This window comes from Janibacter endophyticus (assembly GCF_016888335.1).
GTDB classification, from domain to species: domain Bacteria; phylum Actinomycetota; class Actinomycetes; order Actinomycetales; family Dermatophilaceae; genus Marihabitans; species Marihabitans endophyticum.
In genome coordinates, this window is sequence record NZ_JAFEJG010000004.1 from 2112894 (window position 1) to 2128771 (window position 15878).

The following is a 15878-nucleotide window of genomic DNA, read 5'->3' on the forward strand; positions in this document are numbered from 1 at the left end:
TGGTGGACACCGGCTGGCGGCAAAGGATCGTGGACGGCGTTGGCCACGTGCAGGGAGAGTAGCAGCCCCGACGTCTTACGTACTGACCTTGCCTTCTCGCATGGTGAGATTGTTCTCACGGCCGGGGCCCGAGGACGAGGGCCTGCCCCGCCTCCCGGCGATCACCCAGATGGCGAGCCCGAGCACGAAGACCGCCAACGAGGTCCACACGTTGAGCCGCTGCCCGAGGATCACCTCGGCATGGTCGGTGCGCATCGTCTCGAGGACGATCCGCCCGACCGGGTAGCCGGCGACGTACGCGCCGAAGAGCTGACCCGGTGCCAGGGACGTGCGACGGTCGAGGACGAGCAGCACGACGGCGAGCAGGAGCAGGAAGATCGACTCGTAGAGGAAGATCGGGTGGAAGGTCCCGAGCACGACGGCCTGGCCGTCGGCGCCGGTCACCGCCCGCGCGGCCCCGGTGTCCCACCGGTGGATCTCCAGCCCCCACGGCAGGTCGGTCGGCCGGCCGTAGAGCTCGTTGTTGAACCAGTTGCCCCAGCGGCCGATCGCCTGGGCGACCGGCAGGGCGGGTGCGACGGCGCTGGCGAGCGCGCCGAAGGGCACGTCGTAGCGACGGCACGCGATCCAGGCCCCCAGGGCTCCCCCGGCGACGGCGCCCCAGATCCCCAGCCCGCCCTTCCACAGCTGGAGGGCGGCGAGGAGGTCACCCCCCTCGCCGAAGTACGGCTCGGGGGTCGTCACCACGTGGTAGAGCCGGGCACCGATGATCCCGGCGGGCACGGCCCACAGGGCGATGTCGAGGACGACTCCGTCCGCTCCCCCGCGCGCCGAGAGCCGCTTCTGGGTGATCCAGACGGCGGCCATGATCCCCGCGAGGATGCACAGCGCGTAGGCGTGGAGGGTGAGCGGACCGAGCGAGAGGGCCCCGACCTCGGGGCTGGGCAGGGCTGCCGGCGCCGAGAACGTCACTGCTGCACCAGCTCTGCGGGGACCTCGCCGCTCGTGAGCACCTCGGCGAAGGCGTCGGTGTCGGCCTGGGTGCCGTCCTGGTTGACGAAGGCGCCCCAGGAGAGCTTCGTACCCTCGACGGCGATCAGCGGGGTGCCGGTGATGCCGTCCTTGACCGTCTGGTCGTCGACGCTCCTCACGTAGGCTTGGTAGGTCCTCGCGTCGCTGCAGCTCTCCCACGACGACAGGGCGTCACGGGTCAGGCCGGCGGACTCGGCGGCCTGCCTCAGCTGGTCCTTGGTGAACGCGGCGTGGTTGGCAGGCTGGTTCTCGAAGAGCCACTGGTGGTACTTCTCCCAGGCCCCCTCGTCGGCCGCGCAGAGGGCGCTGCTCGCGGAGACCGCGGAGCTGTCCTTGCCGTCGTTGCTGTCGATGACCGTCTTGAGGTGGACGTTGAGCTTGATCTTGCCCTCGGCCGCGAGCGAGTTGATCGTCCCGCCGAGCGTGCGCTCGAAGACCGCGCAGGCCGGGCAGCGGAAGTCCTCGTAGACGTCGACCGTCGGGGCGTCGGCGACGAGGGTCGCGTCGGGGAAGGGGTTGAAGGGCTGGCCCATCTCGGTGCCCGCGGGCGGGCCGGTGGGGGTGTCGACGGAGTCCTTCTGGGCGGACCAGATGACACCGGCGACGATGGCGATGATCGCCACGATCGCGACGATGCCTCCGACGACGATGGCGTTCGCGCCGCCTCCCGAGGTCTTGGCGGCGGCCTGGATCGTGGCCTGTCGGTCGTTGCTCATCTGCGTCCTCCGGAGATGGGGGTGGTGGGTCAGCGTCCGAGGAGGACGCGGTCGAGGCTGGCGAGCGAGCGCGGCCGCCAGAGCAGCCACGCGCCGCAGAGGGCGAAGGCGAGGTCACGGACGATCTCGCGACCGTACTTCGTCTCCTCGGGAGCGACCTGGCCGCCGCCGCCGAAGCAGCCGCAGTCGATGCTCAGGCCACGGGCCCAGGCCTGGGCGATCCCGATGACGAAGACGACCATGAGGGCGGTCCCGACCGCCGCCATGGCCCAGGTGAAGAGGCCGAGGACGAGCAGGCCGCCGACGATCACCTCGATGTACGGCAGGGCGTAGCCGACGTAGCGTGCGACGTCGAAGGGGAGGACGTCGTAGGCCTGCACGGCCCGGGCCGAGCCGGCCGGGTTGCCGACCTTGAGGCCGCCGGCGACGAGCAGGGCGCCGCCGAGGACGAGCCGGGCGAGCAGCCCGACGACGTCGAGGGTGCGCTCGCGGGTCATCGCCGACCCTCGCGCACGCCGGCGGCGAGCTCGCGGGTCAGCGCGGCGAGCCGCTCGAGCCCGGCGTCGACGTCGGGGTCCTCGAGGCAGGCGACGAGCGCCGACCCGACGATGACCCCGTCGGCGTACGTGGCGATCTCGGCGGCCTGCTCGCGGGTGCTCACGCCGAGGCCGACGCACACGGGCAGGTCGGTGTGCTCCCGGGTGCGGGCGACGAGGTCGGCGGCGGCGTCGCCGACGCTGGTCCGCGCTCCCGTGACCCCCATCGTCGACGCGGCGTAGACGAAGCCCCGGGTCGCCCCCGTGACGACGGCGAGCCGCTCGGAGGTCGAGCTCGGCGCGACGAGGAAGACCCGGTCGAGCCCCTCGGCCGCGGAGGCGTCGATCCAGTCCTGGGCCTCCTCGGGCACGAGGTCGGGGGTGATGAGCCCCGCTCCCCCGGCGGCAGCGAGGTCGGCCGCGTAGCGGGCGACGCCGCGTCGCAGGACGAGGTTCCAGTAGCTCATGACGAGCGGCGGCACCCCCTTGGCCCGGATCGCGGCGGTGGCCCGGAAGACGTCGTCGACGCGGACGCCGCCCTCGAGGGCCTGCGTCGCGGCGCGCTGGATGACGGCGCCGTCCATGAGGGGGTCGCTGTAGGGCATGCCGACCTCGACGATGTCGATGCCGTTGTCGCACAACGTCTCCATCGCCCGGAGGGACGAGGGGACGTCGGGGTAGCCGACGGGCAGGTAGCCGACGAGGGCGGCGCGGCCCTCGGCCCGGCAGGCGGCGAGGACCTCGCCGACGCCACGGGACTGGGTCATGCCTGGACTCCCCCTTCGGGCTCGACGGCGGAGACGCACTCGGCTCCTCCGGTCTCGACGGCCGCGGACGTCGGGGTGCTCTGCCCGTCGTCCTCGACGAGGCCGAACCAGCGGGCGGCGGTGTGCATGTCCTTGTCGCCGCGGCCGGAGAGGTTGACGAGGATCAGGGCGTCGGGGCCGAGCTCCCGTCCGACCTCGATGGCCCCGGCGAGGGCGTGCGAGGACTCGAGCGCCGGGATGATGCCCTCGGTGCGGCACAGGAGGCGGAAGGCCTCCATCGCCTGCTCGTCGGTCGCGTAGCGGTACTCGGCCCGCCCGGTGTCGCGCAGGAAGGAGTGCTCGGGGCCGACGCTCGGGTAGTCCAGGCCCGCGGAGATCGAGTGGGTCTCGAGGGTCTGGCCCTCGTCGTCCTGCATGAGGTAGCTCATCGCGCCGTGGAGCACGCCGGGCTCGGCGGTGGCGAAGCGCGCCGCGTGGCGGTCGCCCTCGATGCCCTCTCCCCCGGCCTCGACACCGACGAGGCGCACCCCCTCGTCCTCGACGAAGCGGTGGAAGATCCCCATGGCGTTGGACCCGCCGCCGACGCACGCGACGACGGCGTCGGGAAGCCGGCCGGTGAGGTCGAGGACCTGCTGGCGGGCCTCCTCGCCGATGATCTTGTGGAAGTCGCGGACCATCTCGGGGAAGGGGTGCGGTCCGGTGACCGTCCCGAGGACGTAGTGGGTGTGCCCGACGTTGGTCACCCAGTCGCGCAGCGCCTCGTTGATCGCGTCCTTGAGGGTGGCGCTGCCGTGCTCGACCGCGACGACCTCGGCGCCGAGGATCCGCATCCGGGCGACGTTGAGCGCCTGGCGCTCGGTGTCGACCTTGCCCATGTAGACGGTGCACTCGAGCCCCATGAGGGCCGCGGCCGTGGCGGTGGCGACGCCGTGCTGACCGGCGCCGGTCTCGGCGATGACCCGCCTCTTGCCCATGCGCTTCGTGAGCAGGCACTGGGCGAGGACGTTGTTGATCTTGTGCGAGCCGGTGTGGTTGAGGTCCTCGCGCTTGAGGATCACCCGGGCGCCGCCGGCGTGCGCGGCGAAGCGGGGCACCTCGGTGATGATGCTCGGCCGGCCCGTGTAGGTGCGGTGCAGGGCGTCGAGCTCGTCGAGGAACTCGGGGTCGAGCATCGCCTTCTGCCGGGCCTCGTCGAGCTCCTCGAGCGCGGGGATGAGTGCCTCGGGGACGTAGCGTCCGCCGAACTGGCCGAAGCGCCCGGGCGACGGGGTAGGCGGCGTGCTCATCGCACGCCCCGCATCGCGGTGACGGCGGCGGCGGGCTCGCCGCCGGTGACGAGGGCCTCGCCGACGAGCACCGCGTCGGCCCCCGCCGCGGCGAAGGCGGCGGCGTCCGCGACCCCGCTCACGCCGGACTCGGCGATCCGCACCCGGTCGGCCGGGATGAGGCCGGCGACGCGGGCGAAGGTCGCGTTGTCGACCTCGAGCGTCTTGAGGTTGCGGTTGTTGACCCCGATGACCTCCGCGCCGGAGGCGACGGCGCGCTCGGCCTCGGCCTCGTCGTGGACCTCGACGAGCGCGGTCATGCCCGTCTCGCCGACGAGGGCGAGGAGGTCGCGCAGCTGCGTGTCGTCGAGCGCCGCGACGATGAGCAGGACCAGGTCGGCACCGTGCGCGCGCGCCTCCCAGACCTGGTACTCGGTGACGACGAAGTCCTTGCGCAGGATCGGGACGTCGACGGCGGCCCGGACTGCGTCGAGGTCGGCGAGCGACCCGCCGAAGCGGCGCCGCTCGGTGAGCACGGAGATCGCGGCCGCGCCGCCGCGCTCGTACTCGCGGGCCAGCGCTGCGGGGTCGGGGATGTCGGCGAGCGCGCCCTTGCTCGGGCTGGAGCGCTTGACCTCGGCGATGACGGCGAGGTCCTGGGAGCGCAGTCGCGAGACGACGTCGCGCGGGGGTGCGGCGGCCTCGGCGCGCCGGCGGATCTGGGCGAGGCTGGTCAGCAGCTCCCGGTCTGCGAGGTCCTCCCGCACACCGTCGATGATCTGGGTCAGGACGCTCGGCATGGGGCCAGGCTATCCGGCCGTCCGGGCGCGTCCGTCGGGGTCCTCGTCCGTGGGATCGTCACCCTCGCTGAGCCGCTCCCAGTCCGAGCTGTCGGCGGTGGTGCCAGCGCTCTCGGTGCGGTCGGTCTCGCTGCGCCCGGCGGAGGCGCCGAGCGCCTGCCAGCGGGTCCCGGCGAGCAGGGCGCCCAGGGCGGCCAGGGCGAAGGGGATGACCGCCAGGGCGGCCACCCACGGCCAGGGCGTCGTCGTGGCGGTGGCGTCGAGGGTGGCGGAGGTGCCCGAGCGGGAGCCTGCGACGGTCCCGAGGATGCCCTCGGGATCGAGGACGACGCGTCCGACGAGGACGCCGATCGCCGCGACGACGGCGACGAGCGCGAGCGCCGCGACGATCCTCCCGACGCGGCCGCTCGTCACCGCGGCCACCGCTGCGGCGGCACCGACGAGAGCGAGCCCGGCGAGCCCGGCGGCCGCCTCGGTCCCGGTGGCCTCGGCGCGGGTGGTGCCCGCGATGTCGACGACGGTGCCCTCGATCCACACGCCTCGGCTCGCCGCGAGGGCGACGAGCGCACCGAGCACGGCGAGGAGCAGGACGACGGGCTTACGGGTGAGCCGGTCCACGGCCGAGCTCATGACTGGGTCTCGCTCACGGGGCGCATCGCGGTGGCGGTGGCCACCGCGCGGAGCGCCGCCGTGGCCTTGTTGACGCACTCCTCGTGCTCGAGATGGGGCACCGAGTCGGCGACGATCCCGGCTCCGGCCTGGACGTGCGCGCGACCGTCGGCGATGAGGGCGGTGCGGATCGCGATCGCCATGTCCATGTCGCCGTGGAAGTCGAGGTACCCGACGACGCCGCCGTAGACGCCCCGGCGGCTGCGCTCGTACTGCTCGATGAGCGCGAGGGCACGCGGCTTGGGAGCGCCGGAGAGGGTGCCCGCTGGGAAGGTCGCGACGAGGACGTCGTACGCGCTGACGTCGGGCCGCATCCGGCCGACGACCGTCGACTCGAGGTGGGTGACGTGGCTGTAGCGGCGCACCGTCATGAACTCGAGGCAGTCGACGGTGCCGGCCTCGCACACCCGCTGGAGGTCGTTGCGGCCGAGGTCGACGAGCATGACGTGCTCGGCCCGCTCCTTGGGGTCGGCGAGGAGGTCCTCGGCGAGCGCGACGTCCTCGTCGAGGCTCTTGCCCCGGGGCCGGGTCCCGGCGATGGGGTGGGTCGTCGCCTCGCGACCGGTGACCGTCACGAGGGCCTCGGGGGAGCCGCCGACGACGTCGTACGTCGAGCCGTCCGGCCGGGGCAGCCGGAAGTAGTACATGTACGGGCTCGGGTTGGCCGCGCGCAGCGCCCGGTAGACGTCGAGCGGGTCGGCGTCGCAGTCCAGGCTGAAACGCTGCGAGAGGACGACCTGGAAGACCTCGCCGGCGCGGATGTCCTCCTTCGCCTCCTCGACGATCTCCTGGAAGCGCTCGGGCGTGACGTCGGCCTCGACCCCGGCGAGGGTCTCAGCGGCCAGGTCGTCGTCGACGACCGCGACGGTGCTCGCGGCGGGGGCGGCGAGCTCGGCGGCCATGACGTCGAGGCGGCGCACCGCGTCGGCGTAGGACTCGTCGGCGCGCTCGTCGGTGTTGTCGTAGTTCAGCGCGTTGGCGATGAGCAGCAGCGAGCCGTCGGAGTGGTCGAGGACGGCGACGTCGCTCGCGAGCACCATGCCGACCTCCGGCACGCCGAGGACGTCGGGCAGGCTCTCCGGGACCCGCTCCCACCGCCGGACGGCGTCGTAGGCGATGACCCCGACCATGCCGGAGGTCAGCGGGGGCATCCCCTCGATCGGCTCGGTCCGCAGGACCTCGAGGGTCTCGCGGAGCACCTCGACCGGCGAACCCTCGGTCGGCACGCCGACGGGGGGCTCCCCGATCCAGCGGGCCTGGCCGTCCCGCTCGCTGAGCGTGGCCCGGCTGCGGACCCCGACGATCGACCAGCGGGACCACACGCCCTGCTCGGCCGACTCGAGGAGGAAGGTGCCGGGCTCGCCCTTCGCCAGCTTGCGGTAGACCGACACCGGGGTCTCGGAGTCGGCCATGACCCGGCGGACGACGGGGATGACCCGGCGGTCCTGCGCGAGGACGGCGAAGGTCCCCGCGTCCGGCCACGTCCGCCCGTACCCGATCTCGGGCAGGGTGGTCACGACCCCTCCCCCACGACGGCGTCGAGCCGGTCCTCGTCGAAGCAGGTCCGGGCCCCCGTGTGGCAGGCGGCGCCGACCTGGTCGACCCGGACGAGCAGCGCGTCGCCGTCGCAGTCGAGGGCCACGGAGCGCACGTGCTGGACGTGGCCCGAGGTGTCGCCCTTGCGCCAGTACTCCCCGCGGCTGCGGGACCAGAAGGTCACCCGGCCCGTCGTCAGCGTCCGGTGGAGGGCCTCGTCGTCCATCCAGCCGAGCATGAGCACCTCACCGGTGTCGTGCTGCTGGACGATCGCGGCGACGAGGCCGGCGTCGTCGCGCTTGAGCCGGCCGGCGAGGTCGGCGTCGAGGGGCGAAGGGGGTGTGGGCACCGGCCCATCGTACGAAGCGGGTCAGTGCTGCTGCTGCGCAGCCCACGAGGCGTGCAGCGCCGCGTAGCGTCCGCCCGCCCCGACGAGGTCGCGGTGGTGGCCGTGCTCGACGATCCGCCCGTCGTCGACGACGACCACGACGTCGGCCGCCTCGGCGGTCGAGAGACGGTGGGCGATCGCCACCGAGGTCCGGCCCTCGAGGAGCCGCTCGAGCGCGGCCTGGATGCGCACCTCCGTGGCCGGGTCGACCGCGCTCGTCGCCTCGTCGAGGACGAGGAGGTCGGGGTCGGCGAGGTAGGCGCGCAGGATCGCGACGAGCTGGCGCTCCCCCGCGGACAGCGACGAGCCGCGCGGGCCGACCGGCGAGCGGAGCCCGTCCGGGAGCTGGTCCAACCAGTCGGTGAGCCCGAGCTCGGCCACCGCGGCCAGGATCTCCGCCTCGTCCGCGTCCGGGGCACCCACCCGGATGTTCGTCGCGAGGTCGGCGTCGAAGAGGAAGCCCTCCTGCGGGACGAGCACGACGCGCTCGCGCAGGCTCGCGAAGCGCACGGTCCGCAGGTCGACGCCGTCGAGGTGGACCGTGCCCGAGGTCGGGTCGACGAGGCGGGTGAGCAGCTTGGCGAGGGTCGACTTGCCCGACCCGGTCTCGCCGACGACGGCGACGCGCGTGCGGGGTGCGACGTGCCACGTGATGTCGTGGAGGACGGGCGGGCCGCCGGGATAGGCGAAGCCGACGTCGGTCATCTCGATCGAGACCGGTCCGCGCGGCAGCTCGACCCCGTCGACCGGGTCGGCGACGTCGGCGGGGGTGTCGATGACGTCGAGGACCCTGCGCCATCCGGCGACGGCGTTCTGGAGCTCGTTGAGGATCTCGGTGGCCTGCTGCACCGGCTGGGTGAAGAGGTTGACGAGGAAGAGGAAGGCGAGCAGCTCACCGAGGGTGAGGTGCCCCTCGACCGCGAGCCACGTCCCGGCCGCGAGGACGGTCGCGAGCGTGAGACCGGTGAAGAGCTGCCCGGTGCCGAAGGCGACGGACGAGCGCACGTGCGCCCGGACCGCGGCCCGGCGGTGGTCCTCCACCGCCCCGTCGATGCGGGCCGCGGTGCGCTCCTGGATGTGGTGCGCCCGGATCGTCTCGGCCCCACCGATCGACTCGGAGATCGCGGCGAGCATGTCGCCGACCCGCTCGCGGACCGCGAGGTAGGCCCGGCCGAGGACCCGCTGCAGCCGGGTGACGGCCACGAAGAGGGGCACGAAGCTCACGAGGACGACGAGCAGGAGCAGCGGGCTGTAGAACGCCATGAGGGCGACCGAGATGACGATCTGCCCGGTGCTGAGGATGAGGATGATCCCGCCGAACTGGGCGAACTGGCTGATCGTGTCGACGTCGGAGGTGACCCGCGAGACCATTGACCCGCGCCGCTGCGAGCTCTGCGTGAGCATCGAGAGGTCGTGGACGTGGCGGAAGGCGGTCGTGCGCAGGGACGCCAGGCCGCCCTCCGCGGCCGTGAAGAGCCGGACGTTGACGAGGTAGCCGCACACGGCGGTGAGGACGACGAGGACCGCGCAGGCCAGGGTCAGGCGCGCGACGTAGCCGGTGTCGACGCCGCCCTCGGCGAGCAGGCCGTGGTCGGTGACCTGCTGGACGGCGACCGGGACGACGACCCGTCCGAGGGTCATGAGCGCGGCGAGCGAGAGCGTCACCCACAGGCCGCGGGTCAGCTCCGGCGAGAGGGCCAGGCCCCGGCGGACGGTGGACAGGGTCGACTCCTGGGAGCGGACGAGCCCGGGGAGATCGGCCTCGGGTGCCGTGCCGGTGGGGACGGGGCTCATCGCTGCTCCTCCCGCTCCGCGCGCTCCTGCGCCTGCCGGGCGTAGGCCGTCACGAGGTGGCGGTAGCCGGCGTCGCGGGCGAGCAGCTCCGCGTGCGTGCCGTGGTCGACGACCCGACCGCGGTCGAGGTGGACGACCTCGTCGGCGAGCGCGATCGTCGACATGCGGTAGGCGACGACGAGGACGGTGGAGCCCCCGCCGCGCTCGCGCAGCCCGCGCAGGATCGCGAGCTCCACCTCGGGGTCGACCGCAGAGGTCGCGTCGTCGAGCACGAGCAGCCGCGGGTTGCGGACGATCGCCCGGGCCAGCGCGACCCGCTGCCGCTGTCCGCCGGAGAGCGAGGTGCCGCGCTCCCCCACCTGCGTGTCGAGCCCCCGCGGCAGCCGCTGGACGAAGTCCCACGCCTGGGCGAGCCGCAGCGCAGCCTCGACCGCCGCGTCGTCGATGTCCTCGCCGAGGGTGACGTTGCCCCGCACGGTGTCGTCGAAGAGGAAGGTGCCCTGCGGCACGAGCGCTGCCGCCTGGCTCACCTCGCCCGCGCGGAGGGTCGCGATGTCGACCCCGTCGTAGCGCACGGTCCCCGCGGTGAGCTCGAGCAGCCGCACGACGAGCGAGGCGAGCGTCGACTTGCCCGCGCCCGTCGGTCCGACGACGGCGACGGTCCGTCCCGGGGCCACGGTGAGGTCGACCCCGTCCAGGGCGAAGGGGCGGTCCGGCACCCCGACGTGGTGGGCCGCCTCCTCCTCGCTGCGCTCGAGGAGGTCCTCGCGGTCGGCGACCTCGTAGCGGAAGGTGACGCCCTCGAGCTCGAGGGCCAGGGGCTGCGTGCCGGCGAGGGTCGCCCCACCGTGCCGGGTCGCACCCTTCGCCTCGAGGACCCGCTCGACCCGCTCGTAGGCGACGACGGTGCGGGGCAGCTCCCCGAGGACCCAGCCGAAGGCGCGGACCGGGAAGGCGAGCAGCGCGATGAGGTAGGCGACCTGGACGACCTCGGCGGGTGACATCGCGCCCGAGGCGGCACGGACCGTGCCGACGGCCAGGACGACGAGGGTCGCGAGCTGCGGGATCGCCTCGATGACGGGGTCGAAGGTCCCTCGGGTGCGCCCGACCGCGATGTTCGCCTCCCGCAGGCTGCCCGTCACCGCGCCGAACCGGGCCGCCTCGCGCTCCTCGGCGCCCATCGACTTCACGACGAGCGCCGCCTCGAGGGACTCGTCGGCGACCTCGGAGACCTCGGCGCGCATCTGCTGCGCCCGGGTCGCGAGCGGGGTCATCCGGCGCTGGTAGATGCCGTTGACGAGGATGAGCAGCGGGAAGACCGTGGCCCCCACGAGCGCCATGGCCCCGTCGACGAGCGCCATCTGCACGATGCCGACGACGAGCATGACGATGACGCCGAGGGCCATCGGCAGGGGCGCGAAGATGAACCACGTCGCCTCGACGTCGGCGTTGGCGTTGCTCAGCAGCTGGCCGCTCGGATGCCGGTGGTGCCACGCGAGCGGGAGCCTCAGGTACTGGCGGGTGACCCGCCGTCGGTACTCGGCGGCGACGCCGAACATCACCATCGAGCCGTAGATCCGCCGCACGAGCACGCCGACGGTGGTCAGCAGGACGACGAGCCCGATGGCGCCGAAGATCCCGAGCAGCTCGCCCGGGCCGACCTCGCCACGGGCCACGGCGGGGGCGACCTGCTGCTCGGTGACCCGCCCGACCATCCACGCCATGCCGGCGGTCATGAGGCCGTAGAGGATGCTGCCGAGGACCGCGACGGTGAAGCTCCCGGGCATGACCCGGATGCCCTGCCCGACGATCCACAGGGCCCGGCGGACCGTCGCCAGCTGGCCGCGCTCGCGCACGATGCGCTCGGCCGCGCTGTCGCTCATGTCCGTCCTTCGCCGTAGTCTGCCGGGATACCTTCCCACGGAGGCCGGCCACCGACGGCATCGCCTCCCTCTCCTTCCCCCCGCCACGAGGAGCCCTGCGCATGACCCGACACGCCCAGGCCGAGCGCCACGCCCTCTGCGACACCCTGCTCGCGGTCGGCCCCGACGCGCCGACCCTCAGCGGCAGCTGGACGGCCGCCGACCTGGCCGCTCACCTCGTCATCCGCGAGAGCGCCCGCGTCGATCTCGCCGCGGGCATCCTCCTGCCCCGTCTCGCAGGGCGCACCGACGCCGCGACGCGCCGGATGGCTCGTGACACCCCCTTCGCCGAGCTCGTCGAGCGGGTCCGCTCCGGCCCGCCACGCTGGCACCCCAGCCACCTCTCGCGGGTCGACGAGCAGATGAACCTCGTCGAGATGTTCGTCCACCACGAGGACGTGCGCCGCGCCGGGTCGGGGACGCAGCCCCGTCAGCTCTCGCCCGGGATGACGGACGCCCTCTCCCGGCGGCTGGCGGTCATGGCCCCGCTCCTCGCGCGGGGGGCGAAGGACGTCGGTGTCGAGATCGTCACGGCGAAGATCCGCAAGCGGGTCGGCGGGACCGGTCCCGTCGTCGAGGTGCACGGGCACCCTGGCGAGGTGCTGCTCTACCTCTACGGACGCAAGAGCGTCGCCCAGGTGGAGTTCGTCGGGGAACCCAGCGCGGTGGCCCGGCTCTCGAGCGCCGACCTCGGGGTCTGAGAGCCGGAGGTCAGTCGGCGCGGCCGCGCCGCACCGGGCGGCCCGCGGCCGCGAGGGCGTCCTTGACCTCGCCGATGGTGCACTCGCCGAAGTGGAAGATGCTCGCGGCGAGGGTCGCGTCGGCGCCCGCCTCGACCGCGGGCGGGAAGTGCTCGGGCCCGCCCGCGCCCCCGCTGGCGATGACGGGGATGCTCACCTCGCGCCGCACGGCACGGATCAGCTCGAGGTCGAAGCCGTCCTTCGTCCCGTCGGCGTCCATCGAGTTGAGCAGGATCTCCCCCGCCCCCAGGTCCGCCGCGCGGGCGCACCACTCCACGGCGTCGATGCCGGTGCCCCGGCGCCCGCCGTGCGTGGTGACCTCGAAGCCGCCGAGCAGGGAGCCGTCCTCGGCGCGGCGGCGGCGGACGTCGGCGGAGAGGACGAGGACCTGGGCGCCGAACCGGTCGGCGACCTCGGCGATGAGCTCCGGGCGTGTGATCGCGGCGGTGTTGACCCCGACCTTGTCGGCGCCGACGCGCAGCAGCCGGTCGACGTCCTCGACGGTGCGCACGCCGCCCCCGACGGTCAGCGGGATGAAGACCTCCTCCGCCGTGCGGCTCACGACGTCGTAAGTCGTCGCCCGGTCGCCGCTGCTCGCGGTGACGTCGAGGAAGGTCAGCTCGTCGGCGCCCTCGGCGCCGTAGCGCCGGGCCAGCTCGACCGGATCGCCCGCGTCGCGCAGGTCGACGAAGTTCACGCCCTTGACGACACGACCGTCGTCGACGTCGAGGCACGGGATGACACGGACGGCGACTGGCACGAGCGTCAGGGTAGCCCGGGGCCGCGGCGCGGCTAGGCTCGCCCGTCGTGGGATCCCAGCAGCCGGACGCGCTACCGCTCGCGCGGGTCCTCGCGGCGACCCACGAGGCCCTCCGGGCGAAGGGGGACGCAGCCGCCCCCTTCGTCGTCGGGATCGACGGGCGCAGCGGCTCGGGCAAGACCGACCTCACCGGCGCGCTCGCGGCCCGGCTCGGCTGGCCGCTGCTCCACCTCGACGACCTCTACCCCGGGTGGGGCGGGCTCGATCGGGCAGCCCGGATCCTCGCGGACGAGGTGCTGCTCCCCCTGCGCGCCGGGGACGAGGCGAGCGTCCCGACGTGGGACTGGGCCGCTGGGCGTCCCGGCCCGCGGGTACCGCTGCCGTGGACTCCTCACCTGCTCGTCGAGGGCTGCGGCGCCGGCGCCGAGCCGGCCGGCGGCCTGCTCGACCTGCTCGTCTGGCTCGAGGCACCCGCCGCCGTGCGACGCGACCGGGCGCTGGCCCGGGATGGTGAGACGTTCGCGCCGCACTGGCAGGAGTGGGCCGAGCAGGAGGAGCGGGTCCTCGCCGGGGTGCGCGAGCGCGCCGACGTCGTCGTCGACACGGGCGGCCCGCGATGAGCATCCGCGACGAGGTCTACGCCATGCGCCCGCGCGCGACCCTGCGTGCGCGGCTGCAGCGGGTGCAGGACCGCGGGGTCCGGATCCTCACGGCCGCCGGCGGCGCCGCGCTCGCCTGGTGGGCGGCCCGCGACGGGCTCGGGCACACGACCCCCTTCTTCGCCCCGGTGACGGTCCTCGTCACCCTCGGGCTGAGCTACGGCCAACGGCTGCGCCGGGTCGCCGAGCTGGTCGTCGGGGTAGCCCTCGGCGTGCTCGTCGGCGACGCCTTCGTCTACGTCTTCGGCTCGGGCGTCTGGCAGATCGCCGTGGTCGCGGCGCTCGCGATGACGCTCGCGACCTTCGTCGGTGCCGGGCTGCTGCTCACGATCCAGGCCGGCGTGCAGGCCATCCTCGTGACGACCTTCGTCGCGGCCCCCGACCAGGCGTTCTCGCGCTGGCTCGACGCCGCGGTCGGCGGGGTCGTCGCGATCGGGCTGGCGATGGTCGCGCCCGCCGCACCGGTCAACCGCCCGCGCCGGGGCCTCGTCGGGCTCACCTCGGAGATCGCCGAGATCCTGCGGTCGTGCGCGACCTCGCTCCAGGACCGCGACGGCGACGGGGCCGCCGAGGCGCTCGCCCGGGCCCGCGCCACCGAGACGATCATCACCGGGCTGCGCGACGACGCCCGCGCCGCGCGCGAGGTCACCGCCATCTCGCCCCTGCACGCCCGGCACCGGGCGGACGTGCGGCTCGTCTCGGCGGCGATCAGCCCGCTCGACCGCGCGGTGCGCAACCTGCGCGTGCTCGCCCGACGGGTCGGCGTCGCGATCCAGGGTGAGGAGGCGGTGCCCGAGAGCTGTCTCGACCTCATCCGGCGGCTCGCCGACGTCGTCGACACGCTCGGCACTCAGCTCGACGCGGGTCTCACCGGCGTCGAGACACGCGAGGCACTCGTGCGGGTGGCCGGCGGCGCAGGTCGGGGCGAGCCGGGTGCGTCGCTGTCGGCGGAGCTGATCCGCGCGCAGGCCCGCTCGATGGTCGTCGACCTGCTCATGGTCACGGGTCTGACCTACACGGAGGCGCTCGGGCTGGTCAGAGCCGCTGGTGAGCAGCCACGAGGTCGCTGAGGCGCTGTGCCTCCTGCACCGAGCGTGGCCCGTCGGCGCGCTGGATCGCCATGACGGCCTGCTCGTCGCCGTCGGCGAGGTCGAGGCGCACCCACGGCATCCCGTCGGAGAAGCGCACGGCCTCGATCTCCTCCCACGGCACGAGCTGGCCGGCGCCGATGTTGCGCACGAAGAGCCCGTCGTCCTGCGGGACGGCCCGGATCGTCACGTAGCGCAGCAGCAGCGCGGCGATCGCCAGGCCCATGCCGGCGAAGGCGATCCGGTCGACGAGCTGGTACTTCTCCGGCACGAGGACCGCCACCGCGAGGAAGAGGACGACGGCCGCGACGGCGAGGACCGCCGGCACGACCTTGCCGCGGCGGGGGGCGAAGGGGGTCACAGCCGGCATGCCGTGATGTCCGTGACGAGGATCGCGCGGGCGCCGAGGTCGTAGAGCTTGTCCATGATCTGGTTGGTCTGCCGGCGCGGGACCATGGCCCGCACGGCGAACCACGCCTTGTCGTGCAGCGGGGAGACGGTCGGCGACTCCAGGCCCGGGGTCAGCTCGCTCGCGGCCTCGACCAGCGCGGCCGGGCAGTCGTAGTCGAGCATGACGTACTCGCGGGCCGTGACGACGCCGGTGAGGCGCCGGTGGAGGACGTCGATCGCGGTGCCCTGGCTGGACTCGGGCCGGCGGATGAGCACGGCCTCGCTGCGCAGGATCGGGTCCCCGAAGACCTCGAGCCCCTGGTTGCGCAGCGTCGTGCCGGTCTCGACGACGTCGGCGATCGCGTCGGCGACGCCGAGGGTGATCGCCGTCTCGACGGCCCCGTCGAGACGCACGACGTCGGCGCTGACCCCGCGCTCCGCGAGGTGCGCGCGGACCAGGCCCGGGTAGGAGGTGGCGACCCGCTTGCCGGCGAGACCCTCGGCGTCGGCGACGGCACCGGGCCGGCCGGCGAAGCGGAAGGTCGAGCGGGCGAATCCGAGAGGCATGAGCTCCTCGGCGGTGCTACCCGAGTCGAGGAGGAGGTCCCGGCCGGTGATGCCCGCATCGACGCGGCCCTTGCCGACGTAGACGGCGATGTCACGGGGCCGCAGGTAGAAGAACTCGACGTCGTTGTCGGGGTCGCCGACGACGAGCTCCTTGGTGTCACGACGGACCCGGTAGCCGGCCTCGCGCAGCATCTCGACGGCGGGCTCGGAGAGGGATCCCTTGTTGGGGACGGCGATACGCATGCGGTG

Annotated in this window: 17 protein-coding genes; 3 read left to right on the plus strand and 14 right to left on the minus strand. The window is 73.9% G+C overall.

Translation table 11 applies throughout. The features are described from left to right. Positions 1-75 precede the first annotated feature (75 nt). Genes lgt through JNO54_RS10220 form a run of 11 tightly spaced genes read right to left on the minus strand, consistent with a single transcriptional unit; the run spans position 76 to position 11386 of the window. A complete protein-coding gene (lgt, locus tag JNO54_RS10170) occupies positions 76-972 on the minus strand; it encodes a prolipoprotein diacylglyceryl transferase (protein ID WP_204143799.1) in 897 nt (298 codons plus the stop codon). Then, positions 969-1748, minus strand: coding sequence for a DsbA family protein (locus JNO54_RS10175; protein WP_204143800.1), 780 nt, complete (start codon positions 1746-1748; stop codon positions 969-971). The genes lgt and JNO54_RS10175 overlap by 4 nt, the downstream gene beginning before the upstream one ends. 29 nt (positions 1749-1777) lie before the next feature. After that, the gene (locus tag JNO54_RS10180) at positions 1778-2245 is read right to left on the minus strand and encodes a DoxX family protein (RefSeq protein ID WP_204143801.1); all 468 of its coding nucleotides are present in this window, start codon (positions 2243-2245) and stop codon (positions 1778-1780) included. Then, positions 2242-3051: a tryptophan synthase subunit alpha gene (gene trpA, locus JNO54_RS10185; protein ID WP_204143802.1), complete on the minus strand. Its 810-nt coding sequence runs from the start codon at positions 3049-3051 to the stop codon at positions 2242-2244. Before trpA ends, JNO54_RS10180 begins: the two co-directional genes overlap by 4 nt. Continuing rightward, positions 3048-4337 (minus strand): tryptophan synthase subunit beta, encoded by a 1290-nt coding sequence (gene trpB, locus JNO54_RS10190; protein ID WP_204143803.1) that lies wholly within the window; start codon positions 4335-4337, stop codon positions 3048-3050. The genes trpA and trpB overlap by 4 nt, the downstream gene beginning before the upstream one ends. Then, the gene (gene trpC / locus JNO54_RS10195; protein WP_204143804.1) at positions 4334-5116 is read right to left on the minus strand and encodes an indole-3-glycerol phosphate synthase TrpC; all 783 of its coding nucleotides are present in this window, start codon (positions 5114-5116) and stop codon (positions 4334-4336) included. The genes trpB and trpC overlap by 4 nt, the downstream gene beginning before the upstream one ends. 9 nt (positions 5117-5125) lie before the next feature. Further along, positions 5126-5746, minus strand: a complete 621-nt coding sequence (locus JNO54_RS10200; RefSeq protein WP_204143805.1) for a Trp biosynthesis-associated membrane protein — start codon at positions 5744-5746, stop codon at positions 5126-5128. Beyond that, positions 5743-7302 carry an anthranilate synthase component I gene (locus JNO54_RS10205; RefSeq protein ID WP_204143806.1) on the minus strand — a complete coding sequence of 520 codons (1560 nt, stop codon included), beginning with the start codon at positions 7300-7302 and terminating at the stop codon, positions 5743-5745. Before JNO54_RS10205 ends, JNO54_RS10200 begins: the two co-directional genes overlap by 4 nt. Then, positions 7299-7670, minus strand: a complete 372-nt coding sequence (gene hisI / locus JNO54_RS10210; RefSeq protein ID WP_204143807.1) for a phosphoribosyl-AMP cyclohydrolase — start codon at positions 7668-7670, stop codon at positions 7299-7301. The genes JNO54_RS10205 and hisI overlap by 4 nt, the downstream gene beginning before the upstream one ends. A gap of 21 nt (positions 7671-7691) precedes the next feature. Next, complete coding sequence (locus tag JNO54_RS10215; RefSeq protein ID WP_204143808.1) at positions 7692-9503, minus strand: ABC transporter ATP-binding protein; 1812 nt, start codon at positions 9501-9503, stop codon at positions 7692-7694. Further along, positions 9500-11386 carry an ABC transporter ATP-binding protein gene (locus JNO54_RS10220; protein WP_204143809.1) on the minus strand — a complete coding sequence of 629 codons (1887 nt, stop codon included), beginning with the start codon at positions 11384-11386 and terminating at the stop codon, positions 9500-9502. Before JNO54_RS10220 ends, JNO54_RS10215 begins: the two co-directional genes overlap by 4 nt. Positions 11387-11487: 101 nt before the next feature. On the opposite strand from JNO54_RS10220, the gene JNO54_RS10225 reads away from it, so the two are divergent. Beyond that, entirely contained in the window at positions 11488-12126 is a 639-nt protein-coding gene (locus tag JNO54_RS10225; RefSeq protein ID WP_204143810.1) for a TIGR03085 family metal-binding protein, read from the plus strand. A gap of 10 nt (positions 12127-12136) precedes the next feature. Here the strand turns inward: JNO54_RS10225 and hisF are convergent, their stop codons facing one another. After that, positions 12137-12925 (minus strand): imidazole glycerol phosphate synthase subunit HisF, encoded by a 789-nt coding sequence (gene hisF, locus JNO54_RS10230; RefSeq protein WP_204143811.1) that lies wholly within the window; start codon positions 12923-12925, stop codon positions 12137-12139. Positions 12926-12972: 47 nt separating this feature from the next. Between hisF and JNO54_RS10235 the strand changes: the two genes are divergently transcribed. Together JNO54_RS10235 and JNO54_RS10240 are read left to right on the plus strand one after the other, a co-directional pair. Beyond that, positions 12973-13545, plus strand: coding sequence for a nucleoside/nucleotide kinase family protein (locus JNO54_RS10235; protein ID WP_233703231.1), 573 nt, complete (start codon positions 12973-12975; stop codon positions 13543-13545). Beyond that, positions 13542-14654, plus strand: a complete 1113-nt coding sequence (locus JNO54_RS10240; RefSeq protein ID WP_204143812.1) for an FUSC family protein — start codon at positions 13542-13544, stop codon at positions 14652-14654. The genes JNO54_RS10235 and JNO54_RS10240 overlap by 4 nt, the downstream gene beginning before the upstream one ends. On the opposite strand, the gene JNO54_RS10245 is transcribed toward JNO54_RS10240, so the two are convergent. Then, the gene (locus JNO54_RS10245) at positions 14620-15042 is read right to left on the minus strand and encodes a PH domain-containing protein (RefSeq protein ID WP_204143813.1); all 423 of its coding nucleotides are present in this window, start codon (positions 15040-15042) and stop codon (positions 14620-14622) included. The two genes, JNO54_RS10240 and JNO54_RS10245, sit on opposite strands and share 35 nt — an antisense overlap. Beyond that, the gene (gene hisG / locus JNO54_RS10250; protein WP_204143814.1) at positions 15030-15872 is read right to left on the minus strand and encodes an ATP phosphoribosyltransferase; all 843 of its coding nucleotides are present in this window, start codon (positions 15870-15872) and stop codon (positions 15030-15032) included. Before hisG ends, JNO54_RS10245 begins: the two co-directional genes overlap by 13 nt. Positions 15873-15878 lie beyond the last annotated feature (6 nt).